The sequence below is a fragment of the Xanthomonas sp. NCPPB 1132 genome (assembly GCF_056629235.1).
This window is the reverse complement of record NZ_CM152819.1, coordinates 4364891-4387744: the sequence shown is the minus strand read 5'-3', so window position 1 is coordinate 4387744 and position 22854 is coordinate 4364891. Positions and strand designations below refer to the sequence as shown.

General features: G+C 69.2%; 17 protein-coding genes. 8 read left to right on the top strand and 9 right to left on the bottom strand.

Going from position 1 to position 22854, the window contains the following annotated elements:
* Positions 1-495 precede the first annotated feature (495 nt).
* The gene (locus AC1G9L_RS18820; RefSeq protein WP_481069698.1) at positions 496-1128 is read left to right on the top strand and encodes a Rossmann-fold NAD(P)-binding domain-containing protein; all 633 of its coding nucleotides are present in this window, start codon (positions 496-498) and stop codon (positions 1126-1128) included.
* Positions 1129-1203: 75 nt separating this feature from the next.
* On the opposite strand, the gene AC1G9L_RS18815 is transcribed toward AC1G9L_RS18820, so the two are convergent.
* On the bottom strand, positions 1204-1965 hold the full coding sequence (locus AC1G9L_RS18815) for an SDR family NAD(P)-dependent oxidoreductase (RefSeq protein ID WP_481069697.1): 762 nt from the start codon (positions 1963-1965) through the stop codon (positions 1204-1206).
* A 218-nt stretch (positions 1966-2183) separates the two neighbouring features.
* On the opposite strand from AC1G9L_RS18815, the gene AC1G9L_RS18810 reads away from it, so the two are divergent.
* Complete coding sequence (locus tag AC1G9L_RS18810) at positions 2184-2513, top strand: DUF6172 family protein (RefSeq protein WP_019802192.1); 330 nt, start codon at positions 2184-2186, stop codon at positions 2511-2513.
* A gap of 44 nt (positions 2514-2557) precedes the next feature.
* Here AC1G9L_RS18810 and AC1G9L_RS18805 read toward each other — a convergent pair whose 3' ends face one another.
* From AC1G9L_RS18805 to pdhA, 6 genes are all read right to left on the bottom strand, one after another.
* On the bottom strand, positions 2558-3841 hold the full coding sequence (locus AC1G9L_RS18805) for a DEAD/DEAH box helicase (RefSeq protein WP_481069696.1): 1284 nt from the start codon (positions 3839-3841) through the stop codon (positions 2558-2560).
* Between the two features lie 352 nt (positions 3842-4193).
* A complete protein-coding gene (locus AC1G9L_RS18800; RefSeq protein ID WP_010340970.1) occupies positions 4194-5765 on the bottom strand; it encodes a M4 family metallopeptidase in 1572 nt (523 codons plus the stop codon).
* A gap of 1250 nt (positions 5766-7015) precedes the next feature.
* Positions 7016-8455 (bottom strand): dihydrolipoamide acetyltransferase family protein, encoded by a 1440-nt coding sequence (locus AC1G9L_RS18795; protein WP_481069695.1) that lies wholly within the window; start codon positions 8453-8455, stop codon positions 7016-7018.
* Positions 8452-8802: an SH3 domain-containing protein gene (locus tag AC1G9L_RS18790; protein ID WP_010340973.1), complete on the bottom strand. Its 351-nt coding sequence runs from the start codon at positions 8800-8802 to the stop codon at positions 8452-8454. The genes AC1G9L_RS18795 and AC1G9L_RS18790 overlap by 4 nt, the downstream gene beginning before the upstream one ends.
* 1 nt (position 8803) lies before the next feature.
* Positions 8804-9883, bottom strand: coding sequence for an alpha-ketoacid dehydrogenase subunit beta (locus AC1G9L_RS18785; RefSeq protein WP_019799772.1), 1080 nt, complete (start codon positions 9881-9883; stop codon positions 8804-8806).
* Positions 9876-10964: a pyruvate dehydrogenase (acetyl-transferring) E1 component subunit alpha gene (gene pdhA / locus AC1G9L_RS18780; RefSeq protein ID WP_019799771.1), complete on the bottom strand. Its 1089-nt coding sequence runs from the start codon at positions 10962-10964 to the stop codon at positions 9876-9878. The genes AC1G9L_RS18785 and pdhA overlap by 8 nt, the downstream gene beginning before the upstream one ends.
* A 615-nt stretch (positions 10965-11579) precedes the next feature.
* On the opposite strand from pdhA, the gene AC1G9L_RS18775 reads away from it, so the two are divergent.
* The gene (locus AC1G9L_RS18775; protein WP_481069107.1) at positions 11580-12503 is read left to right on the top strand and encodes an IS110 family RNA-guided transposase; all 924 of its coding nucleotides are present in this window, start codon (positions 11580-11582) and stop codon (positions 12501-12503) included.
* A gap of 136 nt (positions 12504-12639) precedes the next feature.
* On the opposite strand, the gene AC1G9L_RS18770 is transcribed toward AC1G9L_RS18775, so the two are convergent.
* Positions 12640-16221, bottom strand: a complete 3582-nt coding sequence (locus tag AC1G9L_RS18770; RefSeq protein ID WP_481071187.1) for a lamin tail domain-containing protein — start codon at positions 16219-16221, stop codon at positions 12640-12642.
* 165 nt (positions 16222-16386) lie between these two features.
* Here AC1G9L_RS18770 and AC1G9L_RS18765 point away from each other — a divergent pair, with 165 nt between their 5' ends.
* From AC1G9L_RS18765 to AC1G9L_RS18750, 4 genes are all read left to right on the top strand, one after another.
* Positions 16387-17298: a tryptophan 2,3-dioxygenase gene (locus tag AC1G9L_RS18765; protein ID WP_019800684.1), complete on the top strand. Its 912-nt coding sequence runs from the start codon at positions 16387-16389 to the stop codon at positions 17296-17298.
* 240 nt (positions 17299-17538) lie between these two features.
* Positions 17539-19062 carry a peptide MFS transporter gene (locus tag AC1G9L_RS18760; protein ID WP_019800685.1) on the top strand — a complete coding sequence of 508 codons (1524 nt, stop codon included), beginning with the start codon at positions 17539-17541 and terminating at the stop codon, positions 19060-19062.
* 15 nt (positions 19063-19077) lie between these two features.
* Entirely contained in the window at positions 19078-19677 is a 600-nt protein-coding gene (locus AC1G9L_RS18755) for a thioredoxin family protein (protein ID WP_019800686.1), read from the top strand.
* 351 nt (positions 19678-20028) lie between these two features.
* Entirely contained in the window at positions 20029-21000 is a 972-nt protein-coding gene (locus AC1G9L_RS18750; RefSeq protein ID WP_481069694.1) for an IS110 family RNA-guided transposase, read from the top strand.
* Between the two features lie 54 nt (positions 21001-21054).
* On the opposite strand, the gene AC1G9L_RS18745 is transcribed toward AC1G9L_RS18750, so the two are convergent.
* On the bottom strand, positions 21055-21537 hold the full coding sequence (locus AC1G9L_RS18745; protein ID WP_019799926.1) for a MarR family transcriptional regulator: 483 nt from the start codon (positions 21535-21537) through the stop codon (positions 21055-21057).
* 182 nt (positions 21538-21719) lie between these two features.
* Between AC1G9L_RS18745 and hppD the strand changes: the two genes are divergently transcribed.
* A complete protein-coding gene (hppD, locus tag AC1G9L_RS18740; RefSeq protein WP_481071185.1) occupies positions 21720-22787 on the top strand; it encodes a 4-hydroxyphenylpyruvate dioxygenase in 1068 nt (355 codons plus the stop codon).
* Positions 22788-22854: the final 67 nt, after the last annotated feature.

Below are 22854 nucleotides of genomic sequence, written 5' to 3'. Positions count from 1 at the left end.
TGGGCTGCCGTGTGGGATGGACGCCTGGCTGGGCTGCCGTCCCTTCTGCAGGGAGATGCCTGGCTGGCGCCCGTACCCTCATCCGCCCCTTCGGGGTACCTTCTCCCGGTGGGAGAAGGGAACAGCCAAAGCCCCTCTCCCTCCGGGAGAGGGGTTGGGGTGAGGGTACGGGCGCGCAGCGCCTCATGGATCCTGGAGGCGAGCGGCCGGCGCTGTGCTGGCGCGCTTGGCTGCATGCTGGCGTTTAGGACCGATGCCTGGCTGGCGCCCGTACCCTCATCCGCCCCTGCGGGGCACCTTCCCCCGAAAAGGGGGCCATGGTCCCGGTGGGAGAAGGGAGAAGCCAAAGCCCCTCTCCCTCCGGGAGAGGGGTTGGGGTGAGGGTACGAGCGCGCAGCGCCTCATGGCCCACGCCCACCGCAAACATCCCAGACAGCGCCTTGCCACCACCCCTGCAATAGTCGCCCCATCCCAGCCAACCCCAAGGCCGTTCCCATGAAGATCCTGCTCGCCGGCGCCACCGGCCTGGTCGGCGGCCACGCGCTGACCCAGTTGCTGGCCGAGCCGGCCTGCAGCGCGGTGATCGCGCCGACCCGGCGCGCGCTGGCCATGACCCATCCCAAGCTGCACAACCCGGTGCTCGACTTCGACGCGCTGCCGGCGCAGGCACCCTGGTGGCAGGTGGAGGCGGCGATCTGCGCGCTCGGCACCACGATGCGCCAGGCCGGCGCGCGCGCAGCATTCCGCCGGGTCGATCACGACTATCCGCTGGCGATCGCGCGCCTGCTGCGCCAGCACGGCACCGAGGCCTTCGCGCTCAACTCTGCGCTGGGCGCGGATCCGCAGTCATGGGCGTTCTACAACCGGGTCAAGGGCGACCTGGAACACGACCTGCGCGCACTCGGCTTTCCCTCGCTGGCCCTGGTGCGGCCGGGCCTGATCGGCGGCGAGCGAGCGCAACGCCGCCGCGGCGAGCATGCCGCCAGCGTGGTGCTGCGCGCGCTCGGGCCGCTGCTGCCGCGGCGCTACCGGATCAACCCGGCCGAACGTATCGCCGCGGCGCTGGTGGCTGCCGCGTTGCGGCCACGTCCGGGCGTGCAGGTGATCGAGGCGGCGCAGTTGGTTTAAGAGCGGGGATTGGGGAGTGGGGATTCGGGATGGGAGAGCGTGCGCGAGTGCGCAGCATCGCCCGTGCGACCAGCCTCAGGCGCCCAGCGACTGCCCGCCGTCCACCGCCAGCACCTGGCCGGTGATCCAGCGCGCCTGCGGCGAGGCCAGGAACAGCGCCGCGTTGGCGACGTCGTCGAGTGCGCCGAAGGCGCCGAACGGAATGCTGGCGCGGATCTGCCGGTACAGCTCGGGCTGCTGCTGGCGGCGCTGCTCCCACAGGCCGCCGGGGAACTCGATGGAACCGGGCGCGATCGCATTGACCCGGATCCGCTCGCGCGCCAGCTGCGTCGCCAGGGTGGTCGTGTAGTAGTTCAGTGCCGCCTTCGCCGCCGAGTACGCCGGCACCCGCGGCGTCGGCCGCAGGCCGTTGATCGAGCTGATGTTGAGGATGCAGCCGCGGCCGCTGCCGCGCAGGTGCGGCAACGCGGCGCGGTTGCAGCGCACCGCGGCCATCAGGTCGATGTCGAAGCCGGCCTGCCAGCTCGCATCGTCGTCGCCATGGCCGTAGCCGGAGGCGTTGTTGATCATCACGTCGATGCCGCCCAGCGCGTCGGCGGCCTGCGCCACCCAGGCCTCGATCTGCGCGGCGTCGGCCAGGTCGCAGCACTGCTGCGCCACCGGATGGCCATGGCGCTGCAACTGCGCGGCGGCCTCGGCCAGCGGCGCGGGACTGCGCGCGCAGATCGCCACCGCCGCGCCGTGGCCGGCGAAGGCGTCGGCGATGGCAAGGCCGATGCCGCGGCTGGCGCCGGCGACGAGCACGCGGTATCCCGCGAAGGCGGACGGATCGGTCATCGGTGGCTCCTGCGTGGCGGTGGGGCGTGCATCGATTATCCGCGCAATCCGCAGTGCGCGGCCGCTTCTGGCACCATGGCGGCCCATCCCACGCAGCGCCGTCCCGCGACGGCCGCCTGAGCGTGGCTCACAACACGTCGCGCGCAGTTCCGCACCCGCTTGGCGGCTGCACAGTCGTTTTGTTGGCTGCGCTTATTCCCTTTCCAGGATTTCCCACAATGAAGAAGACCTACCGGCTCCGCATCGAAGGCAAGCATCCCGACCGCCTGCTCGACGCCGCCAAGCACGACATCCGCAAGTACATCCGCCGCGAGCGCCGCAAGACCCTGCCGGCCGGCGCCGACTACTGGGATTTCGACACCCTGTTCGGCACCGAGGAAGCCACCGCCGCCGTGCTGCCGCCGGCCGAGCTGCTGCGTGCGGTCGACACGCTGGCTGCCGCCGGCGGCGAGCAGTTCTACGTGGAGATCCGCAGCCGGGCATGCACGCGGCCGCCGCGGGCCAAGGGTGGGCAGGGCGAAAGCGAGCACGATCCCTTCGAGGACTGAGCGCGATCCGGCGCACCCGCGCGTCGGGGCCCGTGCCGCGCGGCTCAGCCGCTCGCGGGTGGTTCGCCGCCCTGCGCACGCGCCGCGCGCAGCCTGTCCTTCTTGCTCGGCCGCTTGCCTTTGACGCCACCGGTGGAGGCGGTCGCCTCCGTCGCCGCAGCGGCCGGTGCCGGTGCAGGCGTCGGCTCGAAACCGGGGATGCGTTCGCGCGGCACGCGCACACCCTGGCGTTTCTCGATCAGGCGTAGGTGCGCCGCGCTGGCGGCATCGACGAAGCTCAGCGCCTGACCCTCGGCGCCCGCGCGTGCGCTGCGGCCGATGCGATGGGTGTAGTCCGCGGTGGAACGCGGCAGGTCGTAGTTCACCACCACCGGCAGCGCGGCGATGTCGATGCCGCGCGCGGCCAGGTCGGTGGTCACCAGCACGCGCAGTTGTTGCTGACGGAACGCGTCCAGGGTGCGCTGGCGCCGGCCCTGGGCGAGGTCGCCGTGCAGTGGTTGCGCGGCGATGCCGGCCTTGCTCAGTGCCGTGGCGACCTGCTCGGTGCTGTGCCGGCTGGCCACGAACACCAGCGCCCGCGGCCAGGCCTCGTGGTCCAACAGATGCTGGAGCAAGGCCAGACGCCGGTCGCTGTCGACCTCGATCCCGCGCTGACGCAGCGTCGCCGGAATCGGTGCGGCGTCGGCGGCGTCGCCGATCCGCCGCGGCGCGCGCAGCAGGTGCGCGGCCAGCGCCGCGATCGGCGCCGGGATGGTGGCCGAGAACAGCAGGGTCTGCCGCGTCGGCGGCAGTAGGCGCAGCAGCCGCTCCAGTTCGGCGCCGAAGCCCAGGTCGAGCAGGCGGTCGGCCTCGTCCAGTACCAGGTGCGCCACCGCGTCCAACTGCAGCGCGCGCTGCGCCAGCAGATCCAGCAGGCGTCCGGGCGTGGCCACCACCACGTCGGCACCGCCGCGCAGCGCCAGCATCTGCGGATTGATCGAGACGCCGCCGACCGCCACCACCACCCGCGGCCGCCGCGGCAGTTCCAGGCCCAGCGCGACGAAGGTGTCGGCGACCTGCACCGCCAGTTCGCGAGTCGGCACCAGCACCAGCACGCGCGTGGAGCGCGCCGGCCTGGCCGCTTGCGCGCACGCCTGCAGCAACGGCAACGCGAACGCCGCGGTCTTGCCGGAACCGGTCTGCGCCATGGCCAGCAGGTCGTGGCCGGCGATGATCAGCGGCACCGCCTGCTGCTGGATCGGCGTGGGCGTCTGCCAGCCGGCGCGCGCGAGCGCGGCGGCGAAGGCGGGATACAGCGCGGGCGACAGACCGAGGGAAGCGAACGGCATCGGGGGCGGGCAGGGCGCGGGAGAGACCGCACAGTATCGCCGACCCGGCGCAGGAGCGGCTTCCGTCGTGACGCTTTGGCGATCGCGCGTCGCGGCTGATCCCGAAAAAGGGACAAGAGCCGCTCCCACAAGGGCGTGCGGCGAGCTCGCCGAGTGCACTGTGGGAGGGACTTCAGTCCCGACGCATTGCGCCATCGGTACGCACGCCGCTTCGCCCGTCGCGGCTGATCCCGAAAAGGGGACAAGAGCCGCTCCTACAAGGCGATCGGCGCGAGCCGCTGTTGCCAATCCCCAATCCCAAGCCGCAACGCACGGCCATCCACGCGGATGGCCGTGCACGTCTTCGCAGGCCTTACTGCGGGCAGCTCACGCCAACGGCGGCGAAGGCATTGCGCACCGCGGTCACCGAACGGCTCAGGTCGCTGGCCGCGGTCTGCACGCCGCAGGCGCCGCTGTTGAAGCTGGTGCTGGGCGTCCAGTACAGCTGGTTGGCGCGGGCGAACACTTCGAAGGCGCTGCGCGTGTTCCAGCCGGAGGTGGTGGCCAGGGTGTAGAACGCCTTGTTGTAGACGCCCGAGGAGTAATGCACGTCCAGGCCGCTGCGGTAGTTGGCGGCGTTGTCGATCGAGCTGCCGTCCTGGGTCGGGGTGGCCATGTAGCGCAGCGCACCGTTGGCCTTGAAGATCTCGGTGCCGACCTTGAAGTCGTTCGTGCCCTTGAGGTAGTACTCGGTGGCCTCGCCGGCCATATCCGAGAACGCCTCGTTGATGCCGCCGGACTGGCCGGAGTAGGTGAGGTTGGAATGCTGCTCGGTGAAGCCGTGCGAGACTTCGTGGCCGGCGACGTCGGCGCTGACCAGCGGATAGAAGCGCGTGTTGCCGTCGCCGAAGTTCATCGTCGAGCCGTTCCAGAAGGCGTTCTCGTAGCGCGTGCCGTAATGCACGCGCATCACCAGCTGGAAGGTCAGCGGCGCCACGCCGACGTAGCTGCGGTACATCTTCTCGATCACGCCGCCGAAGTAGTGCGCGTCGTTGATCGGCGAGTAGGCGCCGTTGATGGTCTTGTAGGTATTGCGCGGGCAGGTGAACTGGTACGCGGTGGTGCCGGAGCTGCCGCCGTTGAGGTTCACCGACTTGACGTTGGTGTTCTGCATGCGGCAGTTGTCGTCCACCTCCAGGAAGCCGTGGATGCTGTCGCTGCCGTACTCGTACTGGCCGGTCTTGGCGTTGCCGCCGGGGCCGGTGGCGTCGCGCGTGGTCAGCGCGTCCCACTGCTTGAGGATGGCGCCGCTGCGCGCATCCACGATCACGAACGGCCGGCTCGGCGCGCCGCCGTTCGGCGCATCGGCGAAGAACGACACCACGTAGGCCAGGTGCGCACGGTCGCTGTCGTCGAGATAGATCATCTGCGGCGCCTGCGCGCGTTCGATGCGACGCTCGGCCTGCGCGGTGCCAAGCGCGACGCGCTGGGCCACACGCAGCGCGGCATCGGCGCTCAGCGACGCACTGGCCGCATTGGCGGCGGTGGCCGGCAGTTCGCTGGCCAGCCCGGCCACCGAACGGCCGAACAGACTGCGCACGCTGCCGTCGGCACGTTCGCTGACGATCACCTGCTCGCCCCACACCGGAATGCCACGGAAGGTCTGCTGATAGCGGCGGTGCACGGTGCCGTCGGCATCTTCGCTGCTGCCGAGCAGGGTGAGCGCGGACTCGGCATCCAGCCCGATCAGTTCGGCATGGCGCACCGCGGGCGCGGCCGGGATGCCGCCGACGCGGGCGGCGGCGCTGCGGTACTGGGTACCGAGCGTATCCGGGTTCTTGGCGTGCAGGTCGACGCGCTCCGCCGCGTGGGCGGACGTGGCGGCGAGCGCAAGCAGCAGGGACGGCAGCAGTGCCAACGGGCGATGACGAAGCGACTGGGTCATGTGCGGAATCCTCGAGCGCAAGAAGGAAGGACGCGCCGACGCGGCAGCGAAGCGGCCGTGGCGCGGTGCGTGGCATGACGTTTCATGGCAGTGCGGCCGATCGGCGCAGTGCCTCCCCTGTGCAGCGACCATAACGGCGTCGTCGCGTCGCGTGGTAGACAGGTTTTGTTCAGGATTTTTGCATCGAGCCGATGTGGTGTCGCCGTACCCCGATGTGTGCTGCGAAATCAAGCCAAGGCGATTCGCCATCACGGTGCCTGCAGGCGGCGAATGTGCACCGACTGCACGTGAAGGGATCGGTAGCGCCATCCCAGGCCGCCGGTAGCGCTTGATCAATGCACTTGTGGGAGGGGCTTCAGCCCCGACGCGCTGTGCAGGAATTGCTCTGGAGAGCATCCCTCTGTGTGTAGAAGGCCGTAGAAAACACGCGCTCCTCTATGTCGCCTCTGAGGCCTCCGCTGCAGAACGGCCTCAATCCCGATGCCTTTAGTTCGTCGCGTCGGGACTGAAGTCCCTCCCACAACGGGACGCATCTACTGCCTGGCGCGCAGATGCACCGTTTGGTTTCATGCAGATCGGCTGATGTGTACCGAATGCATGCGAAGCGATCGGCAGCACCAATCCGGGGCTGCCGGTAGCGCTTGGTCACTGCACTGTGGGAGGGGCTTCAGCCCCGACGCGCTGTGCAGGAATTGCTCGGGGAGAGCATCCCGTAGTGTGTAGAAGACTGCAGAGACCACGCGCGCCTCTGCTTGGCCTCCGAGGCATCCAATGCAGAACGGCCTCAATCGAGATGCTTTTAGTTCGTCGCGTCGGGACGGAAGTCCCTCCCACAATGGGGTTGCCTCAGCTGCGCCTGGCGCAGCAGATGCACAGCGTGATGTCAGGCTGGTCGGCCGATGTGCAACGAACGCATGCATAAGCGATTGGCAGTGCCGATTCCAGACCGCCGGCAGCGCTTGGTCAACACGCTGTGGGAGGGGCTTCAGCCCCGACGCGCTGTGCTGGAATTGCTCGGGAGAGCATCCCGCAGTGTCTAGACGACCGCAGAGAACACGCAGCTATACGTCGCCTGCGAGGCATCCGCTGAAGGGCACGAACCCCGGCGCCCTTTCGTTCGTCGCGTCGGGACTGAAGTCCCTCCCACAATTGGGGGGCATACCACCATGGCGATGCATCTGCTGCGTCAGGCGCAGCAGATGCACCGTCTGGTGTCAGGCAGGTTGGCTGATCTGCAAGGCGGCCGGCGCTCAGGCCGGCAGCGCCAGGTCGTCGATCATCGCGCGCAGGAAGCGCGCGGCCTCGCCGCCGGTGCAGGCGCGGTGGTCGAAGCTCAGCGACAGCGGCAGGATCTTGTGCGTTTCCACGCCGCCCATCACCGGCACCAGTTGGTGGCGGGCGCGGCCGGCGGCGACGATGGCCACGCACGGCGGCACCACGATCGGGGTGGCGTAGCGGCCGGCGAACATGCCGAAGTTGGACAGCGAGATGGTGTAGCCGCTCAGCTCCGAGGCCGGGATGCTGCGCGCCTCCACCTGCTGGCGCAGGCGGTTGATGCCTTCGCGCACGCCGCGCGCATCGAGCATGTCGGCATTGCGCAGGGCCGGCACGAACAGACCGTCGTCGGTGTCCACGGCGATGCCGATGTCCACGTGTGCGTGCAGGGTGCGGGTCAATGCCTCGCCGTCGAACCAGGCGTTGAGCGCCGGCACCGCCTGGCAGGCGACGACGATCGCGCGCACCAGGCGCCCGGTGGTGTCGTTGCCCGGCGTCCATGCGTGCAGGTCGGCGTCGTCGTTGAGCGTGGTCAGCACCACCTGGCGCTGCGCCTCGGCCATCACCCGCGCCATGTTGCGGCGTACGCCCTTCAGCGGCTCGGGCTGGCCCTGCACGGCCACGCCCGGCGGCTGCGTGCGCATCGGCTTGCCGGCGGCGGAGAGCGGCGTGCGCGCGGGCGCGGCTTGGGGTGTGCGGGCTGCCGTAGGAGCGGCTTCAGCCGCGACGGCAGGACGGCGTGGGGTCGCGGCTGCAGCCGCTGCTACGACGGCGCCGGCCTTCGCCGAGCCATCTGCCACGGCCTGCTTGACGTCGGCCAGGGTGACCGCGCCGTCGGCGCCGCTGGCGCGCACCCGGCCCAGGTCCACGCCCAGTTTCTTGGCCAGGGCGCGTACCGCCGGCATCGCGCGCACGCCGCCGACCGACACGGCCTGTTCGCTGTGCACGGTGTTGGAGCTCTGCATCGCCCCGACCACGGTGCCGGCATCGTCGCGCTCGCCGGCGGCCTGCGCGTTGTCGGCGTCGTGCAGTTCGCCGCCGCCGTCGGAGGCGACCACGCGGTCGTCGGCCGCGGCGGTGTCCGCACCGGCGCCCTTGCCGGACGCGGCCGGCGCCGCGCCGCCATGGTGATGGCCGGTGTCCTGGCCTTCGGCGCGCTGCGGCAGGGTCGGGTCGGGCGCGAACTGCGCCAGCATGCTGCCGGTGACGACGATGTCGCCCGGCGCGCCGGCCAGCTTCAGCACCTTGCCGGACACCGGCGAGGGCACTTCGACCACCGCCTTGGCGGTTTCCATCGACACCAGCGGCTCGTCCAGCCGGATGGTGTCGCCTTCCTTGACGAACCACTCGACGATGGTGGCGTCGGGCAGGCCTTCGCCCAGGTCGGGCAGATTGAAATTCTTGGTTTGGCTCATGTGGTCTCTTCCAGCAGTTCCAGGTCGCGTGCCGGCAGCCAGCCCTGCGTGCCGTCGGCGCGCTCGGCCCACCACCAGTCGCCGTATTCGTGATGCAGGACGACGGTGTCGCCCTGCGCGGCATCGAGTTCGCGCGCGTCGTAGTCGCGCAGCGCCACGGCATGGCCGTCGCCGGTCGGCTGCAGCCACGCCAGCGGCGCCCAGCCGGCACTGCCGGCGGCATTGGTGATCCAGACGAACGCGGGCCACTCTTCGTCGCGCACGCCCAGCGCGATCCGCTCGCCAGCGGCGATGCGGATCGGATGCGGATAGGCGGCGCGGTAATCGCTGATCAAACGTGCCTGCATGTCAACCCGCGGCCATCGCCCGCTTGGCTGCCGCGACGATCTTGTCGGTGCTCGGGAGGTACTTCATTTCCAGGCGGAACAGCGGGATGTGAGTGTCGTAGCCGGTCACGCGCTGCACCGGCGCGACCAGGTCGTACATCGACTGCTCGGCCAGGCGCGCGGCGATCTCGGCGCCGAAGCCGGCGCTGCGCGGGGCCTCCTGCACGATCACGCAGCGACCGGTGCGCGCCACCGATTCGGCGATGGTGTCGAAGTCCAGCGGGCGCAGGGTGGCCACGTCGATCACTTCGGCGCTGATGCCGTCGGCGGCGAGCCGGTCGGCCGCTTCCAGCGCTTCCTTGACCTGCGCGCCCCAGGCGACCAGGGTCACGTCGGTGCCGTCGCGCAGCACGAAGCACACGTCCAACGGCAGCGCCTCGCCGTCGTCGGCGACCACTTCCTTGTACTGCCGGTAGATGCGCTTGGGCTCCATGTAGATCACCGGATCCGGCTCGCGGATCGCCGCCAGCAGCAGGCCGTAGGCGCGCTGCGGCGAGGACGGCAGCACCACGCGCAGGCCCGGCACGTTGGTGAAGATGGCTTCGTTGGCTTCGCTGTGGTGTTCCGGCGCGCGGATGCCGCCGCCCCACGGCACGCGCAGCACCAGCGGGCAGTGCAGGCGGCCGCGGGTGCGGGTGCGCAGGCGCGCGGCGTGGCAGATCAGGTGATCGACCATCGGGTAGACGAAGCCGTCGAACTGCGCCTCGGCCACCGGCTTCATGCCCTGCGCGGCGAGGCCGACGCTGAGCCCGGCGATGGTGGTTTCGTCCAGCGGGGTATCGAGCACGCGCTGCGCGCCGAAGCGCTGCTGCAGGCCGGCGGTGGCGCGGAACACGCCGCCGTTGACGCCCACGTCCTCGCCCAGCACCAGCACCGACGGGTCGTGCTGCAGTTCCCAGGCCAGCGCCTGGGTCACCGCTTCGATCAAGGTAATGGGCGTGCTGGTCATCGGGGTGTCTCCGCGCGACGTCGCCGCGCTGTGGGCGGTGCCGGCCGCAGAGGCGGCCGCGTGGTCGGCGAGGCGGGGGCTCAACTCATCCATGGCGCTGCTCCAGGGCGATGGCCTCGGCGCGCTGCGCGAGCAGGTCCGGCGGCGGGTCGGCGTACAGGTAATCGAACATGGCTTCCACCGGCTGCACCGGGGTTTCCAGGTAGGCGTTGAGCTCGATGTCGGCCAGGCGCGCGCATTCCTGCTTCCACGCCGTTTCCTCGTCCTCGCTCCACAGGCCCTGCGCGCTCAGCCAGGCGCGCAGGCGCAGCAGCGGCTCGCGTTCCCAGGCCTGCTTGACCTCGGCATCGTCGCGGTAGCGGCGCGCGTCGTCGGCGGTGGTGTGGTCGGACAGGCGGTAGGTCATGAACTCGATCACCGTGCCGCCCTGGCCGGCCAGCGCGCGCTCGCGCGCCTGGCGCATCGCTTCCAGCACCGCAATCAGGTCGTTGCCGTCCACCTGCAGGCAGTGCAGGCCGCCGGCCAGGCCCTTCTGTGCCAGGGTCTGCGCGCCGGTCTGTGCATTGCGCGGCACCGAGATCGCCCAGCCGTTGTTGATCACGCACAGGATCAGCGGCAACTGGTAGGCGCCAGCGGAGTTGAGCGCGGCGTAGAAGTCGGTCTTGGACGAGCCGCCGTCGCCGCAGGTGGCCACCGCCACCTGCTGCTCGCCGCGCAGCTTGAACGCCAGCGCGGCGCCGGCGGCGTGCAGGCACTGGGTGGAGATCGGCACGCAGATCGGGAAGTCGCGGGCGGCGTCGGAATCGCGCTGGAAATCGTTGCCGCGCTCGTCGCCGCCCCAGTACAGCAGCACTTCGCGCGGACGCACGCCGCGCATGAACATGGCGCCGTACTCGCGGTAGCTGGGCGCCAGCACGTCGCCGCGGCGCATCGACGCGCCGATGCCGACGTGGGTGGCCTCGTGGCCCAGGCAGGAGGCGTAGGTGCCCAACTTGCCGGTGCGCTGCAGGGCCACCGCCTTGCTGTCGAAGGTGCGCACGTAGAGCATCTGCTTGAACAGCGCCAGCAGCGTCTGCGGGTTGGCCGAATCGGCCGGAAGCGCGTCGCGGACCGGCTGGCCGCCCGCGTCGAGGTACTGCAGGAACTCAATTTCGAACTGGGCGGCGATGGGCATGGCGATGGCGCTCTCGACAACAAGTTTCAAATGATATGAGTCGGCATGTTAAGGAAGCCGTGCACAAAAGCCGTCGTGCACCGCAGCACGCGGCGATGCCGTATCGCACAAGAAAAGCGTGGTCCTCTCGCGTTGCCGATTGATGGCGTTGGGTATCGGCGATGTTGCAGTGCGATGCATGCCGTTCATGTGCGCGTGGGTGTCCACCGGTGGCGGTGGCAATGCCGTCGTCGTGGCGCGCATGCAAGCGCGGGCGCCTCGGAACGGCTAGGAGGCAGGGCATGCATGCGCGCCCCGGAGCACCGCTCATCGCTGGCGCCGCGCATGGGGCTTGTCCCGTAGGAGCGGCTTCAGCCGCGACGGGCCTTCCCGGGAATGCCCGGTCGCGGCTGAAGCCGCTTGTGTCAAATAAGGGTCTATCGTTGCAGGTGAGAGCGGAGTGCGGCAGGCCGTTTAGCCGCAGTGCCAGCAAGCACGAGTAGGAGTCAGCGCCGCCGCACTCCGGTTCTCCTGCCTGATAAGCCCGAACAGTTGCCCGAGTGACGAGCTCGAACTCCACAAGCATGGGCATCGGCAGGAGCGCTCTCGTCCCTGAGTCTACTGCGGAGAACGTCTATGCGGCGCCATGTCGGGATCGATGTATCCAAGGCCGAACTGGTCATTCATGTCCTGCCGGACGAGCAGGCCTGGACCCAACCCAATACGCCACAGGGGCAGCGCGCGCTGGCCCAACGCCTGGCCGAGCTGGGCTGCGAGCGGATCGTGCTGGAAGCCAGTGGCGGCTACGAACATGCCGTGCTGCAGGTGCTCCGAGAGGCAAACCTGCCGGCAGTGCGGATGGCCGCCGATCGTCCGCGCAAGCTCGCCCAGGCCTTGGGCCTGCATGCCAAGACCGATGCCCTGGACGCGCGCCTGCTGGCCATCGCCGCCCAGCACATCCCGACCATGCCCACGCCCGTGGCGCCCGAGCACCAGCAGTCTCTTCGCGAACTGCTGGACCTGCGTGCCACCCTGGTGAGCCAGCGTGATGCCCATCGGCGGCGCCTGGAGCACATCACCAGCGCCAAGGTGCAACACCGCTGCCGAGAGGTGATCGCCCTGCTGAACCAGCAGATCCAGACGTTGACGCAGGAGATCGAGCAGCAGGGCAAGACCTGCTCGAGCCTACCCAAGGTGCCTGGGCTCGGCACGATCCTGCGCGCGGTTCTGGCCGCGCGGCTGCCAGAGCTGGGCACGCTGCCGCCACGCAAGCTCGCTGCCCTGGTCGGGCTGGCCCCGTTCAATCACGACAGCGGCTGCTGGAAAGGCCAGCGCCGCATCAAAGGCGGACGTGCCGACGTGCGGCGCGTGCTGTACATGGCCACCTGGGCCAGCATCCGCGCCAAATCCCCCTTGGCCAACACTTACGCGCGCCTGCGCGCAGGCGGCAAACCGGCCAAGGTCGCCATCGTCGCCTGCATGCACAAGTTCCTGCGCTGGCTCAATGCCATCGCGCGCGATCAGGCCCCGTACGCTCCTCCTGTCATCGCAGGTGCATGACAGTTGACTCCTACGCGATGGCGCCTGGGAGCCGCTCAATGTCGGCAGCACGTGATCAGCACCGGGGTGGCATTGCCCCAAGCAAAAAGGGCGTGGCCTCGCGGCCACGCCCTTGCACTTGCACCGCTTGCCGCGATCAGCGACCGAACAGGCGCAGCCCCTCTACGCGCGTGCTGAAGCGCGCGCTGTTGTCGCTGGGATCGGCGTCGGCCGAGGTCGAGCCGACGCTGGCGCCAATCACGATCTGGCGGTTGGCCGGCAGCGGCCGCGTCGCCAGGCTCAGGCGGAACGCGGCGCTGGCGCCCGGCGCCAGGTCGGCGCCGCTGCGGCACTGGAAGCGCGCGCTGCGCAGGCCGTGGTTCTGCCGCACGCACTGCCAGCCGCGCGGCGGCACCAGCGCGGTGAGCGCCGACAGGGTGCTGCCGTCGATCTCCAGGCTGGCGCCCTGCACCGGCGCATTGCCGTGGTTGCGCACGTCGATGCGGTAGTCGGCGAAGAACGCCAGGAACGGCAGGGTGGCCGGGCCGTCGATCGACACCGCCAAGTCGCCGGCCGGACGCGCCTCCACCACCACCGTGGCGCTGCCGCCGTTGTCGCCGGGGTTGGGGTCCTCGGTCTGCGAGGCCACCGACGCGGCCAGGCTCAGGCTGCGTCCGACCAGGGCGGCGCCGGCCGGCACCGCCACCTCGAAGCGCGGCGTGGTGCCGGCGGCGAACTGCGCGGTGCTGCAGGTGACCACGGTCTGCGCGGCCACCTCCGGCGCGGCGCAGTCCCAGCCCGGGGCGGCGGTCACGCTCGGGGTCACCGCCGCGTCCAGGGCGAAGGCGACCGCGGCGGCGCGCGCCGCGTCCGGACCGGCGTTGGCCAGATCCACGCTGTAGCGGATGGTGTCGCCGGCGTAGACCGAGGCGTTGGCGGCGCTCACGCGCAGGCTCAGGTCGGCGCGCTCCAGCGGCTTGAGCTTGATCAGCACCACCGCCGGGTCGTGGTCGGACAGCCGCGCCGGCGAGTTGGCGTCGTTGCGGGCCACGGCCGGGAAGTCGGCGTTGAGCCGCGCGTGGGCTTCGCTGAGGCCGGCGATCTGCGCCGAACGCATCAGCGCGCGGTTGGCCAGGATGTGATCCAGCGACTGCACGTTGCCGTCGTAGGCGTAGGAGTAGCTCTGGTCCGGCGTCGACAGCAGGGTCAGGTTGTACAGCGCCGGATCGACCAGGGTGGCGCCGTCGCCGGGCACCACGGTCTGCGCGTCCGCCGCCGGCAGCCCGGTGATGGTGCCCATCGCATCGACATAGCCGTCGTTGAACTCGAAGGCGTTGAAGTCGCCCATCACCAGCAACTGCTCGCTCGGATCGGCGGCCTGGCGCGCCTGCAGCAGGTTGGCCAGGAACACCGCCTGCGCCTGGCGCTTGGCGCGGATGCGCTGGCCGCTGGCGTCGTCGGTCTCGGCGCCGTTGAGCGACCGCTGGTGCACCTCGACCACGGTCAGCGGCAGCGCGCGGCCGTCGGCGAAATGCACCACCGCCTTCAGCAGCAGCGGCGGGCGGTCGTTGAGCAGGCTGACGGTGCCGCTGGGCTCGGTCCAGGTGGTGGCCTTGCCTTCCTGGCTCACCGAGACCACCTCGACGCGGGCGAGGCCGGCGCCGATCTGCGCGGTCTTGACCAGGAAGCCGACGTCGATGCCGCCCACGTCGTTGCCTTCCTGCAGGTAGGCCACGTACTGCGGATCGGGCTGGCCGGCGGCCACCGCATCGCGGTTGACGCGGTCGGCCAGGGTCTGCAGCACGCTCAGGTTCTCGATCTCCACCGTGCCGAGGATGTCGGGGGTGTTGAGGTAGTTGCGGATCGCCAGCGAGGCCTTGTTGAGGCGCGCCTGGTAGGCGGCCGCGGTCAGCACCGGTTCGCCGATCGCCGGATCGTTCTGGTCGTCGAAGAAGCGCTCCATGTTGTAGGTGGCGATGTTGACGTCGTCGGCCTGCGGCGCCGGGGCCGGCTTGGGCTGGTCGGCGCCGTCGCACTGCACGGTGGGCGCGGTTTCCGGGTAGATCGTGTAGCGGCGGAAGCTGTAGTCCAGCGGGCCGCTGACGCCGAGCACGGTGCAGCCGGCGGCCACGTCGATGCGCTCGCCGCCGAGGCCGGCGCTGCCGACCGCGATCACCTGCGGGCTGGTGTTCCAGCGCGGCACGTCGCTCGGCGAGCCGGCCGGCAGCGCGTCGGGCTGCTGCACGCCGGCGGTGCGCCAGGCGCGCGGCAGGCCGGTGACCACCGCATGGAACACGCCGTTGCTGGTGGCGCTGGCGTTGGTCTCGTTGACGTTGCCCAGGGTCGGCGTGTTGACGGTCAGGCTGGGCACGGTGACGCGCATGCCTTCCAGGCGCTCGAGCTGGTCGTAGGCGCCGTTCGGGTCGGGGAAGCGGGTGGTCAACTCGACCGCGGCCGGCAGCGGATTGCCGGTGGACTGCAGCAGCACCGTCGGCGAGCTCAGCTCGGTCAGCGGCGGCTGGCTGGGGTCGGTGCTGGGCACGTATTCGACCACCGTGGCCTGCACCCGCACCGCGTTGCCCACCGCGGCCTCGGCCGGCGGCGCGCTCCCGGTGTAGACGTAGATGCCCTCGGAGGTGAGCGGGTCGGCATCGGCCTGGGCGTCGGGCGTCTGCAGGAAGAAGCCGGCGCTGCGCCGCGCGGTGACGATGCCGCTGGTGGCGACCACCTGGCCGACCAGCGGCGAGCGCGCGCCGCTGCCCTGGATGCTGTGGATCGGCACCAGGTTGAAGTCGTCGTTGAGGATCACCCCGCTGGCGGTCAGCGTGGCCGGCAGCGCGCCGCTGACCCCGCTGATGTCGAGGTAGAAGGTCTCGTCCGGTTCGTTGCTGGTGTCGCCGTTGACCAGCACGCGCACCTCGGCGCTGCTCTCGCCGGCCGCGATGGTCACCTGGGTCGCGGCCAGCGCCTGGTAGTCGCTGCCGGCGGTGGCGGTGCCGTCGCGGGTGGCGGCGGTGAAGGTGACGCCGGCGCTGCCAGCCGGCTGGCTCAGCGTCACCGTAAACACGAACGCGGTGCTGCCGCTGTCGCCTTCGGCGCGGCTGACGTTGGCCACGCTGGCCACCGGCAGGTTGCCGCCGCCGCACAGGCTGACCGGCGCGGCGCTGTTGCGCGGGTTCGGCGCACCGGTGGCGAAGTCGGCGTTGTTGTTGTCACTGTCGCTGCAGCCGCCGTTGCCGCGCAGCACCGCCAGGGTGTTGCTGGGCGCGGCGGTCGGGGCGCTGCCTTCGGCGCAGCTGGCGCTGCTGCCGTAGCCGACGAAGTCGGCGTTGCCGGCCGGGCAGGCGCCGCTCAGCGCGGCGCTGGCCTTGCTCAGCGCGATCTTGCCGGCGGTGCCGCTCATGGCGATGGTGCCGGTGGCGTCGGGCGTGGGCAGCGCGGTGCTGCCGCCGCTGCCGTCGGCCTGCTTGACCAGGTAATAGCCGCCAGGCGCGATGCTGCCGCTCAGCGTGGTGACCTGCCAGCTGCTGCCGGCGGCCGAGGCGTACTGCACCGACCAGCCGGCAAGGCTCACCGCCTCGCTGCCGTTGTTGTGCAATTCGACGAAATCGCTCTTGTAGGTGGCGCCGCTGTTGCCGCCACCGCCATAGACCTGGCTGATGACCACCTGGGCCTGGGCGTACCCGGCACCCCCCAGCGCGCACGACAACACTGCAGCTCGAAGCAGCATGGTTCGCATGAACAAGATCTCCCCAATCCTTGAAGACGTGGACTAACGCAGATGAACCGACGGCGCCCCCCAGGCACCGCCGACGATTGTGCAGGAGTTTGACAAGGTGTGCTGACCAATGTGTGACATTCGTCGCTGCGGTACCCTTGCCGGCCCGGAACGCCCACGCCGCCCATGCCCGTCGAACAGAACCAGCGCCCGCTCGAAGCCGGCATCCACACCGACCTGGAAGGCCGCCTGACCTATGGCGGCTACCTGCGCCTGGACCGGCTGCTGTCGGCGCAGCAGCCGCTGTCGAACCCGCCGCACCACGACGAACTGTTGTTCATCGTCCAGCACCAGACCTCCGAGCTGTGGCTCAAGCTGCTGGCGCACGAGCTGGGCGCGGCGATCGCGCACCTGCAGCGCGACCAGGTGTGGCAGTGCCGCAAGGTGCTGGCGCGCAGCAAGCAGGTGTTGCGCCTGCTGACCGAGCAGTGGTCGGTGCTGGAGACCCTGACCCCGTCCGAGTACATGGGCTTCCGCGACGTGCTGGGCCCGTCCTCCGGGTTCCAGTCGCTGCAGTACCGCACCATCGAATTCATGCTCGGCAACAAGAACGCGCAGATGCTGCCGGTGTTCGATCACGACCCGCAGGGCCAGGCGGCGCTGCAGGCGGTGCTGGAAGCGCCCAGCCTGTACGAGGAATTCCTGCGCTACCTGGCCCGCTTCGGCCATGCGGTGCCGGCGCCGTACCACGCCCGCGACTGGCGCCAGCCGCACGTGAGCGACCCGCTGCTGCGCCCGGTGTTCGAGCGCATCTACGAGAACACCGACCGCTACTGGCGCGAGTACGCGCTGTGCGAGGACCTGGTGGACCTGGAAACCCAGTTCCAGCTGTGGCGCTTCCGCCACATGCGCACGGTGATGCGGGTGATCGGCTTCAAGCGCGGCACCGGTGGTTCCAGCGGCGTCGGCTTCCTGCAGCAGGCGCTGGCGCTGACCTTCTTCCCGGAACTCTTCGAGGTGCGGACCTCGGTGGGGCTGGAGGGTCGGGACGCGGGCATTGCGAACGCGGCGGCAGGGCAGGGACCGTCCTCGCAGTAGCCGACCGCGCCGCTGACGATCGGCTCCGCCACGGCATGTTCGCGTGCAGCAATCGACGCGGGCGCGGCGGTCGTCGTTTCGCCGCCAGGACGGCGGTTCTGCGGGGTCTGCGCCTGGACATTGCGGCATCCGGGCCGTCGAGGATTTGACGCCACGCCGTCGCTCGGTGATCCTCGCCCGTTGCCCGGCCTGGCCGGCCGCACCGCCCCAGCCCATCCTGAATACGCAAGGGAACACCGCATGAGCGTTGACGTCGTCGCGTCGAACAACCCCGCCTCACCGCAACCGCCGTCAGCGCAACCGCCCGAATTCAAGACCCTGCTGGGGCATCCGCGTCCGCTGTGGATGCTGTTCATGACCGAGTTCTGGGAACGCTTCGCGTTCTACGGCATTCGCTGGGCGCTGGTGCTGTACATCGTGGCGCAGTTCTATGACGGCCAGGGCGCCGGCCAGGCGCCGGCCAGCGCCACCTACGGTGCCTACCTGGCGCTGGTGTACGCGGCGGCGATCTTCGGCGGCTACATCGCCGACCGGGTGCTCGGCTACCAGCGCTCGATCCTGGTCGGTGCGGCGGTCATGTCCACCGGCCTGTTCCTGATCTCCGTGCCCAACCCGCAGGTCTTCGAACTGGGCCTGGCCACCGTGGTGGTCGGCAACGGCCTGTTCAAACCCAACATCTCGACCATGGTCGGCAAGCTGTACAGCGCCGCCGATCCGCGCCGCGACAGCGGGTTCACCATCTTCTACATGGGCATCAACCTCGGCGCGATGATCGCGCCGTGGCTGACCCAGCAGCTGGCCGAGAAGGTGTTCGGCACCGAAGCGATGCCGTCCTACAAGATGGTGTTCATCGCGTCGGGCATCGGCATGCTGATCAGCCTGGTGTGGTTCTGGTTCGGCCGCCGCCAGCTCAAGGGCATCGGTGCGCCGTTGCCGGGTGGTGCCGGCGGCATGCGCGTGGTCTACGTGCTGCTGGGCATGCTGGTGGCGATCCCGGCGGTGTACCTGGCGCTGGCCGCCGGCGCCGAAGTGCTGCAGTGGATTCTCAGCACCATGTTCGTGGCGTTGGCGGTCATGCTGCTGGTGGAAGGCATCCGCAACGGCAAGGTGGCGCGCGACAAGGTCATCGCGATGCTGATCATCTTCGCCTTCAACGTGCTGTTCTGGATGTTCTTCGAGCAGGCCGGCAGTTCGTTCACCTTCCTCGCCGACGAGATCGTCAATCGCCAGTTCGGCGACTGGACATTCCCGACCGCGTGGTTCCAGTCGGTCAACTCGCTGGCGATCATCACCCTGGCGCCGATCATCGCCTGGATCTGGGTCAAGGCCGGCCGCTTTAATCCGTCGATCTCGCGCAAGTTCGCGCTCGGCCTGGCGTTCAACGGCCTGGCCTTCCTGCTGCTGATGTTCGCGCTGTCGAGCCTGGTCAACGACGCCGGCAAGATCCCGTTCTGGACCCTGTTCATGGTCTACGTCATCCAGTCGGTGGGCGAGCTGTGCCTGTCGCCGATCGGGCTGTCGATGGTGACCAAGCTGGCACCGGTGCGGCTGGTCGGCTTCGGCATGGGCGGCTGGTTCCTGTCCACCGGCATCGGCAACAACCTGTCCGGCATCTTCGCCAGCCATGTCAGCGGCGAAGGCGGCATGACCGTGTCGTCCGCGCTGGGCGGGTATACCTTCGGCTTCTGGGCGTTGCTGGGCGCCGGCGTGGTGCTGTTCCTGATCGCGCCGCTGATCAGCAAGCTGATGCACGGTGTGAAGTAACGTGAGGACCAAGCAATGGCGATGAACAAGACGATCTGCGCTGCCCTGGCGGCGATCCTGGCCCTGGCGGGTTGCAGCCAGACGCCGCCGCCCGACGATCAGGCGCCGGCCAAGCCGCTGGACACCTCGGTGCAGAAGCCGCCGGTGGCCGATCCCAACCAGCCGGTGGCCTCGGGCAATACCCCGGCCGCCGCCGACATCGCCGCGGCCAAGGCGCTGGGTGCGCAGTTCGATCCGCAGCGCAACCCGGCCGACGACCTGGAGACCGCCATGGTCGAGGCCAAGCGCGGCGGCAAGCGCATCCTGCTCGACGTGGGCAACGAGGCCTGCGACTGGTGCCACACCCTGGACACCTTCATCGAGGGCGATGCGGAGCTGCGCAGTTTCCGCGACGCCAACTTCGTGTGGGTCAAGGTCAACGTCAGCGACGCCAACAAGAACGAGGCGTTCATGGCCCAGTACCCGAAGATCGTCGACTTCCCGCACCTGCTGGTGCTCGACGCCGACGGCAAGCTGCTGCACTCGCAGATACTCGCCGACCTGCAGAAGGGCAAGGACTACGACCGCAAGAAGTTCTCGGACTTCCTCAAGGAATGGGCGCCGCCCAAGGCCTGAGCGGTCGCGAAACGCAATTCTCGTAGGAGCGGCTCTTGTCCCCTTTTGTGGGATCAGCCGCGACCGGGCATTACACGGAATGCCCGGTCGCGGCTGAAGCCGCTCCTTGTATCTGGACATATCGCCCCTAAACAGGCGTCATGTCTTCCGACTGATCATCGGAGGAGGTGTGGGAGGTCCAGTCGCTCCTAAAGCTTCGAGCTTGCATCGTAGATCGGCTCCGCCCTCCACATGCTGGCCCTTGTGTGTCCGAACGGTATCCAGAGTCCGCCCCCGGGCGTGAACTCGCATCGACAAGGCAGGACCGGGCCCAGCGCCGATCATGACCCTGACACGATGGAGGAATCGCGTATGTCTCCCGTCATCGGCATCGACGTCGCCAAACGCAGTTTCGATGTGGCCATCGATCTGACCAATGGCAAGCACCGTACCAAGGCCAAGTTGTCCAACGATGCCAAGGGCTTCCAGGCCCTGCAGGCATGGCTGCAGACGCATGCGCAGCCCGATAGCTGGATCGCCATGGAGGCCACCGGCACCTACCACCAGGCGCTGGCCGAGTTCCTCCACGCACAAGGCTATCGGGTGTGCGTGCTCAATCCGGCGCAGACGGCCGCGTACGCACGCAGCCAACTCAGCCGGGTCAAGACCGATCGCAGCGATGCCAAGCTGATCGCCAGTTATGCCCTGCGTCATCGCGAGCAGTTGCGCCGTTGGTCCCCTGATCCGCCGGCGCTCAAGCAACTCAAAGCGCTGGTGCGCCGGCGCCAGGACCTGCAACAGATGCTGCAGATGGAGCGCAACCGGCTGGAGGTCGCTCCGGCCCAGGTGAAGGACTCGATCCAGGTCCATCTGGCCGATCTGCAACACCACATCGCCCAGATCGAGCAGGCCATCGATGACCATATCGACCAGGATCCGACCTTGCGTGGGCAGCGCGAGCTGCTGGTGAGCATCCAGGGCATTGCCGACACCAGCGCGGCCTTGATGCTGGCCGAGCTTGGCGATGTGAGGCGCTTCGCCAATGCCTCGGCGGTGACCGCCTTCGCGGGCCTGAATCCGTGCCTACAGGAGTCAGGCGAGCGCAAAGGCCACGTCTGCATCTCGCGCACCGGCTCGCCCCGCCTGCGCGCGGGCCTGTTCATGCCGGCCCTGGTGGCCATGACCCACAACCCGATCATCCGGACGCTGAAACAGCGGCTGAGCGAACGCGGCAAAGCCGGCAAGCAGATCGTGTGCGCTGCCATGCGCAAGCTGCTGCACCTGGCCTACGGGGTTCTCAAATCGGGCACGGCGTTCGATCCGAAAAGGGGCCTTGCCTGCTAGGGGGTAAGACGGTATCTACGACGTTCAAGGCTTGCCTCTCGCGGCACCGGCGCCTCAGCGCCCGGTCATGCTCGGCAGGCCCTCGGCCGCCAGGCGGTCGATCAGCCGGTTCAGCAGCCGCTGCTCGTCCTCGCTGAAGGGCGCCAGCAGGCGCCGCTCGCACTCCAGCACCATCGGCGCCACCACCTGGTACACCTCCACCCCGGCCGCGGTCAGGTGCAGCACCGAGCGGCGGCGGTCGTCGCCATGGGTCTCGCGCTGGATGAACCCGCGCTCCAGTTGCCGCGCCACCGCCCGGCTCACCGCCACCTTGTCCATCGCGGTGCGCTCGGAGACCTCGCCGGCCGACAGGCCCGGATACAGCGCCAGCACCGCCATCACCCGCCACTCGGTCACCGCCATGCCGTAGCGCTCGCCGTAGACGCGGGCGATGTCGCTGCTGATGCGGTTGGACAGCACGCTGATCCGGTACGGCAGGAACCGTTCCAGATCCAGGGAGGGCGCGTCGGGCGTCGGGGCGGGCGTGGCGATCGTCATGCTGCATTGCACCTTGCTGGTGGTTTCACTTGTAACTATAACGGAGGATACTACGGTCCATTCTCGCGAGTCTGGCGCCCGTCCGCATCCGAAATTTCGGCCCGGCCGCCGCGACTCCCCCCTCCAGGAGACGCGTCATGAATGCACAAGCGCAGCATCCGTCGCAGCCGGCCAACCTCGGCATGCAGGTCACCACCTTCGAGAACCCGATGGGCATCGACGGTTTCGAGTTCGTGGAATTCGCCGCGCCGGCCGGGCAGGGCGAGCAGTTGCACGCGTACTTCCGCAGCATGGGCTTCACCGCGGTGCTGCGTCATCGCCAGCGCGCGATCACCGTGTACCGCCAGGGCGGGGTCAATTTCCTGGTCAACGAGGAACCGGATTCCTTCGCCGCCGATTTCGCTGCCGCGCACGGCCCCTGCGCCTGCGGTTTCGCGATCCGCTTCCGGCACCCGGCCGACGAGGTCTTCGCCAAGGTGCTGGAGAACGGCGGTGAAGCCATCGCCGACAAGGCCGACACCCGCGCGGTGCCGGCGCCGGTGGTCAAGGGCATCGGCGACTGCATGCTGTACCTGGTCGACAAGTACGGCGAGAAGGGGTCGGTGTACGACGGATTCGAGCCGGTGCCCGGCGTCGAGCAGCATCCGGCCGGCTTCGGCCTGACCTTCATCGACCACCTGACCCACAACCTGTACTTCGGCAACATGCAGCGCTGGTCGGACTACTACGAGCGCCTGTTCAACTTCCGCGAGATCCGCTACTTCGACATCAAGGGCGCCAAGACCGGCCTGGTGTCCAAGGCGATGACCGCGCCGGACGGGGTGGTGCGCATCCCGCTCAACGAATCGTCGGACCCCAAGAGCCAGATCAACGAGTACCTGGACGCCTACCACGGCGAAGGCATCCAGCACATCGCCTGCTTCACCGACGACATCTACGAGACCGTCGAGCGCATGCGCGCGGCCGGTGTCGGGTTCCTGGACACGCCGGACACCTATTTCGATGTGATCGACCAGCGCATTCCCAACCACGGCGAGGACGTGGCGCGGCTGGCGCGCAACAAGATCCTGATCGACGCCGACCCGGAGACCAAGCAGCGCAAGCTGCTGCAGATCTTCACCCAGAACTGCATCGGCCCGATCTTCTTCGAGATCATCCAGCGCAAGGGCAACGAAGGCTTCGGCGAAGGCAACTTCCAGGCACTGTTCGAGAGCATCGAGCGCGACCAGATGAAGCGTGGTGTGCTCTGAGGGCAGATGCTGACAGCGCAGCGCGGAGAGTTCGGACAGCGGCATTAGCCCCTCTCCCATCGGGAGA